Annotated in this window: 9 protein-coding genes; 6 read left to right on the forward strand and 3 right to left on the reverse strand. The window is 62.7% G+C overall.

All coding sequences use genetic code 11. The features are described 5' to 3' along the window. Positions 1-83: 83 nt before the first annotated feature. Together HCZ87_RS18285 and HCZ87_RS18290 are read right to left on the reverse strand one after the other, a co-directional pair. A complete protein-coding gene (locus tag HCZ87_RS18285) occupies positions 84-329 on the reverse strand; it encodes a DUF2842 domain-containing protein (RefSeq protein ID WP_167646132.1) in 246 nt (81 codons plus the stop codon). Next, positions 329-1,621 (reverse strand): adenylosuccinate synthase, encoded by a 1,293-nt coding sequence (locus HCZ87_RS18290; protein WP_167646134.1) that lies wholly within the window; start codon positions 1,619-1,621, stop codon positions 329-331. Before HCZ87_RS18290 ends, HCZ87_RS18285 begins: the two co-directional genes overlap by 1 nt. 285 nt (positions 1,622-1,906) lie before the next feature. Between HCZ87_RS18290 and secG the strand changes: the two genes are divergently transcribed. The 5 genes from secG (at position 1,907) to HCZ87_RS18315 (ending at position 6,199) form a co-directional block, all read left to right on the forward strand. Next, positions 1,907-2,272 carry a preprotein translocase subunit SecG gene (gene secG, locus HCZ87_RS18295; RefSeq protein WP_167646136.1) on the forward strand — a complete coding sequence of 122 codons (366 nt, stop codon included), beginning with the start codon at positions 1,907-1,909 and terminating at the stop codon, positions 2,270-2,272. Between the two features lie 222 nt (positions 2,273-2,494). After that, positions 2,495-4,138: a CTP synthase gene (locus tag HCZ87_RS18300; RefSeq protein WP_167646138.1), complete on the forward strand. Its 1,644-nt coding sequence runs from the start codon at positions 2,495-2,497 to the stop codon at positions 4,136-4,138. 241 nt (positions 4,139-4,379) lie between these two features. Then, on the forward strand, positions 4,380-4,811 hold the full coding sequence (locus tag HCZ87_RS18305) for a hypothetical protein (protein ID WP_175582319.1): 432 nt from the start codon (positions 4,380-4,382) through the stop codon (positions 4,809-4,811). Positions 4,812-4,852: 41 nt separating this feature from the next. Continuing rightward, the gene (locus tag HCZ87_RS18310; protein ID WP_167646140.1) at positions 4,853-5,185 is read left to right on the forward strand and encodes a DnaJ family domain-containing protein; all 333 of its coding nucleotides are present in this window, start codon (positions 4,853-4,855) and stop codon (positions 5,183-5,185) included. Between the two features lie 111 nt (positions 5,186-5,296). Next, positions 5,297-6,199 (forward strand): fructose bisphosphate aldolase, encoded by a 903-nt coding sequence (locus tag HCZ87_RS18315; RefSeq protein ID WP_167646142.1) that lies wholly within the window; start codon positions 5,297-5,299, stop codon positions 6,197-6,199. 74 nt (positions 6,200-6,273) lie between these two features. On the opposite strand, the gene HCZ87_RS18320 is transcribed toward HCZ87_RS18315, so the two are convergent. Further along, a complete protein-coding gene (locus tag HCZ87_RS18320; protein WP_167646144.1) occupies positions 6,274-7,071 on the reverse strand; it encodes a crotonase/enoyl-CoA hydratase family protein in 798 nt (265 codons plus the stop codon). A 126-nt stretch (positions 7,072-7,197) separates the two neighbouring features. Between HCZ87_RS18320 and HCZ87_RS18325 the strand changes: the two genes are divergently transcribed. Further along, positions 7,198-8,310 carry a pyridoxal phosphate-dependent aminotransferase gene (locus HCZ87_RS18325; protein WP_167646146.1) on the forward strand — a complete coding sequence of 371 codons (1,113 nt, stop codon included), beginning with the start codon at positions 7,198-7,200 and terminating at the stop codon, positions 8,308-8,310. Positions 8,311-8,508: the final 198 nt, after the last annotated feature.

Genomic DNA, 8,508 nt, shown 5'->3' on the forward strand with positions numbered 1-8,508 from the left:
GGCGCCGGGCCCAACGGGGCGATGGGTCCCGCAAGGGGCACAAGGCCGGGCGGGAGCGCCCCCGCTCCTGCTTCGCGCAGTGCTTACTTGGGGTGTTCGTCGTGCAACGCGTCCGGGTCTTCTTTGCCGACGCCCCGGAACACGAATTTGAACGGCAGCACCCAGGCGATGCCAAGTGCCACATAGACCAGCAGCTCCAGCCAGATCGGCGGGCGGCCCAGCCAGTTGATGATGCTGACCGCCAATACGATGTAGAGCGGCATCCCCACCAGGAGGATCATCAGCGCCCAGAAGCGGCGCGCCTTATAGCTGAGGCCCTCTTTTGCCATCAGTCTGCAAACGGGTCGGTCACGAGGATCGTGTCTTCCCGCTCCGGGCTGGTGGAGAGAAGCGCGACCGGGCAGTCGATCAGCTCTTCGATGTGGCGGACATATTTGATCGCATTGGCAGGCAAATCATTCCAGGTGCGTGCGCCTTCGGTGCTTTCGGACCAGCCGGGCATTTCCTCGTAGATCGGTGTGCAGCGTGCCTGTTGGTCGGCGGCGGTGGGCAGATAGTCCAGTCGTTCGCCGTCCAACTCGTAGCCGATGCAGATCTTCAGCGTCTCGAACCCGTCCAGCACATCGAGCTTGGTCAGGCAGATGCCGTTGACCCCCGAGGTCGCGCAGGTCTGGCGCACCAGGGCGGCGTCGAACCAGCCACAGCGGCGCTTGCGGCCGGTGGTGGTGCCGAATTCATGGCCACGCTCGCCGAGGCGCTGACCGTCTTCATCCTCAAGCTCGGTCGGGAACGGGCCTTCGCCGACGCGGGTGGTATAGGCTTTGACGATGCCCAGCACATAGTCGATGGAGCCCGGGCCGATGCCCACGCCCGTCGCCGCCTGGCCCGCGATCACATTGGAGGAGGTCACATAGGGGTAGGTGCCGAAATCAATATCCAGCAGCGCGCCCTGCGCCCCTTCAAAGAGGATGCGTTTGCCCGCCTTGCGCTTTTCGTTCATCACCTTCCAGACCGGCGCCGCATAGGGCAGGATCTGGGGGGCAACCTCTTTCAACTGGGCGATCAGACCGTCGCGGTCGATCTCTTCCAGCCCGAGGCCCTTGCGCAGCGCGTTGTGGTGCACCAGCGCCCGATCCACCCGCAGCGCCAGGGTGGCGTCGTCGGCCAGATCAGCCACACGAATGACCCGGCGGCCGACCTTATCCTCATAGGCGGGGCCGATGCCACGTCCGGTGGTGCCGATCTTGGCCACCGAATTCTGACCTTCACGCGCCCGGTCGAGTTCGCCATGGAAGGGCAGGATCAGCGGGGTGTTCTCGGCGATCATCAGCGTTTCGGGGCTGATCTCGACGCCTTGCGCACGGATCGTCTCGATCTCGTTCAGCAGGCTCCAGGGGTCCAGCACCACGCCATTGCCGATCACGGAGAGCTTGCCACCGCGCACCACACCAGAGGGCAGCGCGTGCAATTTAAAGACTTCACCGTCGATCACCAGCGTATGGCCCGCATTGTGGCCGCCCTGGAAACGCGCAATCACATCCGCCCGTTCGCTGAGCCAATCAACGATCTTGCCTTTTCCCTCATCGCCCCACTGGGCGCCGACTACCACGACATTGGCCATCTCAGGTCCTTTGTATGCTGGTTGAAACCGACGCCCCGTATAGCGAGACCGCAGCGGCGAGGAAACCGGAATCTCGCCCCCGCAGCGGGGGATCAGACGACAAGGGGAAAAATTCTGGCCGCGCCGCCTCTATTGCTACCGTCAGGCCGCCAGAACGCGGCGGAACAGGCGGGATTGCCGCCTCTCGCCCCGGATCATTGGGGAGAGAGGGAAACTCGGCCCTTGCCCCGCTCGGCAATCTTCCCTATGAACCGCCCGATACTCAGCCAACAGCCGCAGGGTCCTATGGAAAACGTCGTTCTCATCATCCATCTTCTTCTTGCGCTCGGCCTTATTGCCGTTGTTCTTTTGCAACGCTCCGAAGGTGGCGGCCTTGGCATGGGTGGTGGTGGCGGTGGTGCCATGACCGGTCGCGGCGTGGCCACTGCGCTCAGCAAGATCACCTGGGCACTTGCCGTGGCCTTTATCGCGACCTCGATCACCCTGACCATTCTGGCCGCAGAGAAATCCGCTGGCAGCTCGGTCACAGACAGCCTGACGCAGCCGGCTGCGGATGAGGAAACACCCGCTGTTCCGGCCTCGCCGCTTGGCAGCGACCTGTTGCCGCCGAGTGCGGATGAAAATGCGCCGCTGGTGCCCAGCGCCGACTAACCTACAAAACCTAGACAAATTATCGGGAACCGTAACAGCATCTTGCGGTTCCCTTGCGCATGTCTTGCGAATCTGATAATGCTGAAGTCCCGTGATGCTGCGGTTTTTTGGGTGATTCCTTAGGGGTTCCCATGACCGCCGGGCAGAGGTTGGATCCGATGTTTTGGATTACGACCGAACCGAATTGGACCTGATTACGATCTCACGGGGGCAGCCGAAAACATGGCGCGTTTTATCTTTATCACTGGCGGTGTTGTGTCATCACTGGGCAAGGGGCTGGCATCGGCCGCTCTGGGTGCGCTGCTGCAAGCACGGGGCTATTCGGTGCGTCTGCGCAAGCTGGATCCCTATCTCAACGTTGACCCCGGCACCATGAGCCCGTTTGAACACGGCGAGGTCTTTGTGACCGATGATGGCGCGGAAACCGACCTCGACCTTGGCCACTACGAACGCTTCACCGGCGTGCCGGCGCGCAAGACCGACTCGATTTCCTCGGGGCGGATCTACACCAATGTGCTGGAGAAGGAACGCCGTGGTGATTACCTCGGCAAGACGATCCAAGTGATCCCGCATGTCACCAATGAAATCAAGGACTTCATCTCCATCGGCGAAGATGAGGTGGATTTTATGCTGTGTGAAATCGGCGGCACCGTGGGCGACATCGAAGGGCTGCCCTTCTTTGAGGCCATCCGCCAGTTCAGCCAGGACAAGCCGCGCGGGCAGTGCATCTTTATGCACCTGACGCTGCTGCCCTATATCAAAGCCTCCGGCGAGCTGAAGACCAAGCCGACACAGCACTCCGTGAAGGAGCTGCGCTCGATCGGGCTGGCGCCGGATATCCTGGTTTGCCGCTCCGAGGGGCCGATTCCGGTCAAGGAACGCGAAAAGCTGGCGCTGTTCTGTAACGTGCGCGCCGATAGCGTGATCGCGGCGCAGGATCTGAAATCCATCTATGAGGCACCGCTGGCCTATCACCGCGAAGGGCTGGATCAGGCGGTGCTGGATGCCTTCGGCATCGCCCCTGCCCCGCGTCCCACGCTGACCCGCTGGGAAGATGTGGCCGACCGGATCTACAACCCGGAAGGCGAGGTCAAAGTGGCCATCGTCGGCAAATACACCCAGCTTGAGGACGCCTATAAATCCATCGCCGAGGCACTGACCCATGGCGGCATGGCCAACCGGGTCAAGGTGCGTATCGAATGGGTGGACGCGGAGCTTTTCGACAAGGAAGACGCGACCCCCTATTTGCAGGGCTTTCACGCGATCCTGGTGCCTGGCGGCTTTGGCGAGCGCGGCACCGAGGGAAAGATCAAGGCGGCGCAATATGCCCGCGAGCACAAGGTGCCCTATCTCGGCATCTGTCTCGGCATGCAGATGGCCGTGATCGAAGCGGCCCGCAACGTGGCTGGCATTCAGGAAGCCGGGTCGGAGGAATTCGACCATGAGGCGGGCAAAAAGCGGTTTGAGCCCGTGGTTTACCACCTCAAGGAATGGGTGCAGGGCAACCATAAGGTCAGCCGCAAGGCCGATGACGACAAAGGCGGCACCATGCGTCTGGGCGCCTATGACGCGACATTGGCCGAAGGATCGAAAGTGGCGGGCGTCTATGGCTCCACCGCGATCGAGGAGCGCCACCGTCACCGCTATGAGGTGGACATCACTTACCGCGAAAAACTGGAGGCCTGCGGGCTGAAGTTCACCGGCATGAGCCCCGATGGCCGCCTGCCGGAGATCGTGGAATGGGAAGATCACCCCTGGTTCATCGGCGTGCAATTCCACCCGGAACTGAAATCCAAACCCTTCGAGCCGCATCCGCTGTTCAAGGATTTCGTGCGCGCCGCCAAGGAAACCTCGCGGCTGGTCTGACCCCAGGCCTCTTGGCGACATGACAGATATCAGGCGGCGTCCCTCCCATGGGGCGCCGCTTTTGTTTTGCCAATTGCTGCTGTACCAATTGCAAAGATCCCAGCGGCAATTCGGTCTCGGTCTCCGGTCGCGCTTTTTCCACGCCCCCGCCGCGCCGTTAGCAATTTAGAAGCCGGTTTAAATTAGTCTCCTGAGTCGACGATACGACAGAGGCAAGGCCGAGAACGGCCGGAGACACTGCATGGCAGATAAAGGCCCAGAAACAGGCAAGGAACCGCGGGAAGATTTCCCGGTGATTGGAACCGAAGAGGTTCCCGCCGTCTTTTTTGACGGCGACAGGCTGCTGCTCTGTTACGAGGTTGCCCCGATCGCCGGCGGCGGGTTGGCGATCCTGGAATTTGACGACGTGCTGGATTTTCGGGTCGATCCGATGAATGTCGATGAGCTCTCCGACTCGCCCTATCCGGTCTCCGCCTGGAATATCACCGAGATCCTGGGCAGCGAAAAAGCCGCCCGCTGGGCCGCGATGGATGCCCGCTACTGGAGCTTGTCCTTCAGCGATATGACCCTCACGGTGCTGTTTGACACGGTGCGGCTGGCCGGGCGGACCCGCGAAAAGCGCCCGCCGCATGAGGCCCTGCGACATTTTATCGGATCCGCCGTCGCCGCCTGAATAGGCTTGGCGGAGCGCCCAAGTGGGAGTAGCATTGGCCCATGATACGTGCATTTCGGGACCTTATCGAACGCCAGATGGCCAAAGCGGCCCACTCCGGTCAGCTCTCTGGCCTTGAGGGCGAAGGCAAGCCCCTGCCCGACCGCCGGGGCGAGGAGCTGATTGATCCGGGCATGTCTGTCGGCATGCGCATCATGGCCGAAGCAGGGGCCGTGCCGGAAGAATTCCCCCTCAAGAAACAGCTCGACGCCGCCCGCGCCGCCTATCCCGGCATCACCGATCCAGAGGCCCGCAAAGCCGCGATGGCAGAGCTTGCCGATCTGGAAATGCGCTACAATATGGCCCGCGACGCCCGCAAAGCGTTTTTTCGCTGACGGCACCGCCTTCGTTAGCGCAACCATCGGAAACCATTATTGTTTCTCGCCAAAGCCCCGCTATAGATGGGGCGAGAATTCGACCTGCATGTCCGAAGGAGGCCGCGCGTCATGGCGACAGACACCGCAACCCAACAGCAACAGTTTGACCGGATCGCCACTGGCGAGGGCTTCATTGCCGCGCTGGATCAGTCCGGCGGCTCCACCCCAAAGGCGCTGGCGCTTTATGGCGTGATGGAAGATGCCTATTCCAACGACGAGGAAATGTTCGGTGAAATCCAGAAGATGCGCGCCCGCATCATCACCGCACCGGATTTCAACAGCAAGAAGATCCTCGGCGCGATCCTGTTTGAAAAGACCATGGACAATGCCATCGACGGCATTCCGGTGCCGACCTACCTCTGGCAAGAATGCGGCGTTGTGCCCTTCCTGAAGGTGGACAAGGGGCTTGAGGCCGAGGCCGATGGTGTGCAGCTGATGAAGGCGATGCCGGATCTGGATGCGCTGCTGGCCCGCGCGGTGGAGGCCGGTATCTTTGGCACCAAGATGCGCTCGGTGGTGAAAGAGGCCAATGCGGCGGGGATCAAGGCCGTGGTGGCGCAGCAATTCGAAATCGGGCTGCAAATCGCCAAGGCCGGTCTGGTGCCGATCATCGAACCCGAGGTGGACATCCACTCTGCCAGCAAATCCGAGGCCGAGGCGCTGCTGAAAGCGGAAATCGCCGCTCAGCTCGATGCGCTGCCCGCCGGCACCAAAGTCTCGCTGAAGCTGACCATCCCGAATGAGGCCGGTCTTTACGACAGCCTCGCCGATCACGAGGCCGTGGTGCGCGTTGTGGCGCTCTCGGGGGGCTACAGCACCGATGACGCCTGCGCCCGCCTGTCCAAGAACAGCAAGATGATCGCCTCCTTCAGCCGCGCGCTGACCGAGGGGTTGAATGTTGCCATGTCGGATGCGGAGTATAACGCCGCGCTGGGATCAAACATCGACAAGATCTATCAAGCCTCGCTCTGATCGCTGACGGCGGTTTGAAACATCAAAGGCCGCGGCATCCGCTGCGGCCTTTTGCTTTGGCGCCTGCTGGGGCGTCAGTCGAACATCGGCGCGCGTTTTTGCATGTTGGCGGTGATCACTTCCATTTGCTCCGGCTTGCCGATCAACCCCGCCTGCTCATTGCTTTCGCGCAGCAGGACCTCTGCCTCTGAGGCGCCGCTTTCGGCATAGGCGATCAGGCGTTTGGCGGCGCGTATGGCGTTTGGCCCCCGGCCCGCGATCTCCTCGGCGAGGGCCAGCGCCCGGGCCCGCGGGTCGGCGTTCACCTCGGTCACCAAACCCCAGGCGGCCGCCTGTTCCGCCGTGATCGGCGCCGCCGTATAGGTCAACATCCGAAGCACATCCGAGCGCAGCAATGTCGGCAGGATCGCCATGCCGCCCATGTCGGGCACCAGCCCCCATTTCATCTCCATGATGGCCAGCGAACAGTCGGGCGCGGCGATGCGGATATCCGCCCCCAGCGCGATTTGCAGCCCGGCCCCATAGGTGGCGCCGTAGATCGCGGCAATCACCGGGATGTCCAGCCCACGCCAGAGCATCGCCACCGCCTGAAAATCATTGGATGTGCCCTCTGTGCGTTCGGTGATCCAGCTGGTGTCCTGCATCTGCATCATGCTGGCAAAACTCATCACGTCGAGCCCGGCGCAGAAGCTCTTGCCCGCGCCAGAGAGCACAACCGCGCGCGCATCAGAGGCACCAACCTCCTTGGCGGCGGCGATCAGCGCGTGCAGCATCCTGTCATCCACTGCATTCATCTTGTCGGCACGGGTCAGCGTGACATGGGCAATATGGTTCTGGATCTCGACAGAGACCCTCTCGGCATCCTTGGTCATGGGCGCTCCTCCGGTGGTGGCAGTGTCACTGCGTCCAGCTTGCCCCGCCGCGCGCCGCCTTTCCAGCCTGACGCCGGGGCACAGCGCCCCTTGCCTGCCCGCGCGCCCCCGGCTAGGTCTTGCAGCATGACAGATACGCGCCAGACCCCGCTCGCCCAATCCCTGCCCGCTTCGGTTCCCTTTGTCGGGCCGGAAACCCACGAACGCCAGCGCGGCGCGCCCTTTGTGGCGCGGCTGGGGGCAAACGAGAACCTCTTTGGCCCCTCGCCCAAGGCGATCGCGGCGATGGCGGCTTCTGCTGCGGAGATCTGGAAATATGGCGACGCCGAGAGCCATGAGCTGCGCCATGCCCTGGCCGATCTGCATGGCATCGCGCCCGATCATATCATGGTTGGCGAAGGCATCGACGGGCTTCTGGGCTATCTGGTGCGGCTTTATGTTGGCGCGGGCGATGCGGTGGTGACCTCGCTCGGGGCCTATCCGACCTTCAACTATCACGTTGCCGGCTATGGCGGGGTGCTGCACAGCGTGCCCTACCGCGACGACCACGAGGATCTCTCTGCGCTGATGGCCAAGGCGCATGAGGTCGGCGCCAAGCTGGTCTATTTTGCCAATCCCGACAATCCGATGGGCAGCTGGCACCGGGGGGCCGATATCGTGGCCGCGCTGGACAACCTGCCGCAGGGCTGCCTCTTGGTGCTGGACGAGGCCTATGTGGAATGCGCGCCCGAGGGCACCGCCGCGCCGGTGGAGATCACAGACCCGCGCGTGATCCGCATGCGCACCCTCTCCAAGGCCTATGGAATGGCGGGCGCGCGCGTGGGATATGCTCTGGGCGCTGCCGAGGTGATCGCCGGTTTTCACAAGGTGCGCAATCACTTCGGTATGAACCGCTGTGCCCAGATCGGCGCGACAGAGGCGATCAAGGATCAGGAGTGGCTGGCGCATATCCAGCGCGAGATTGACATCGCACGGCAGGATATCGCCCGGATCGCACGCGAAAACGGGCTGGAGCCGCTGCCCTCCGCCACCAATTTCGTCGCCATTGACTGCGGCCAGGACGGGGAATTCGCCAAAGCGGTACTGGCGCATCTGGTGGCGGCGGGGATCTTCGTGCGCATGCCCTTTGCCGCGCCGCAGAACCGCTGCATCCGCGTCAGCTGCGGGCCGGAAGCCGAGCGCGCCGCCTTTGCCGCGGCCCTTCCAGAGGCGCTCGCCGCCGCCAAAAGCGCAATCTGAGCGGTAAAACGCGACGCCCCCGGGCGGGCTTTACTCCGGGTTTACCCCTTTGGGGCTAGGGTGAAGGCCAGTTGCCTGCCTGGAGGGGACCCATGAAACACAACGATGCGCCACGCTTTTTGCCGGAACTCTCGACAGAGTTTCTGTCCTCCGCCCTCAGTTTTCTGGCGGTCAATCTCTTGTGGATCTTCTTTGCGC

Source organism: Phaeobacter sp. HF9A, assembly GCF_011806385.1.
Lineage (GTDB): Bacteria > Pseudomonadota > Alphaproteobacteria > Rhodobacterales > Rhodobacteraceae > Epibacterium.

Coding starts and splice junctions, on each gene's coding strand:
- secG (WP_167646136.1), top strand. CDS start 1,907: ATGGAAAACGTCGTTCTCATCATCCATCTTCTTCTTGCGCTCGGCCTT.
- HCZ87_RS18315 (WP_167646142.1), top strand. CDS start 5,297: ATGGCGACAGACACCGCAACCCAACAGCAACAGTTTGACCGGATCGCC.
- HCZ87_RS18305 (WP_175582319.1), top strand. CDS start 4,380: ATGGCAGATAAAGGCCCAGAAACAGGCAAGGAACCGCGGGAAGATTTC.
- HCZ87_RS18310 (WP_167646140.1), top strand. CDS start 4,853: ATGATACGTGCATTTCGGGACCTTATCGAACGCCAGATGGCCAAAGCG.
- HCZ87_RS18320 (WP_167646144.1), bottom strand. CDS start 7,071: ATGACCAAGGATGCCGAGAGGGTCTCTGTCGAGATCCAGAACCATATT.
- HCZ87_RS18290 (WP_167646134.1), bottom strand. CDS start 1,621: ATGGCCAATGTCGTGGTAGTCGGCGCCCAGTGGGGCGATGAGGGAAAA.
- HCZ87_RS18285 (WP_167646132.1), bottom strand. CDS start 329: ATGGCAAAAGAGGGCCTCAGCTATAAGGCGCGCCGCTTCTGGGCGCTG.
- HCZ87_RS18300 (WP_167646138.1), top strand. CDS start 2,495: ATGGCGCGTTTTATCTTTATCACTGGCGGTGTTGTGTCATCACTGGGC.
- HCZ87_RS18325 (WP_167646146.1), top strand. CDS start 7,198: ATGACAGATACGCGCCAGACCCCGCTCGCCCAATCCCTGCCCGCTTCG.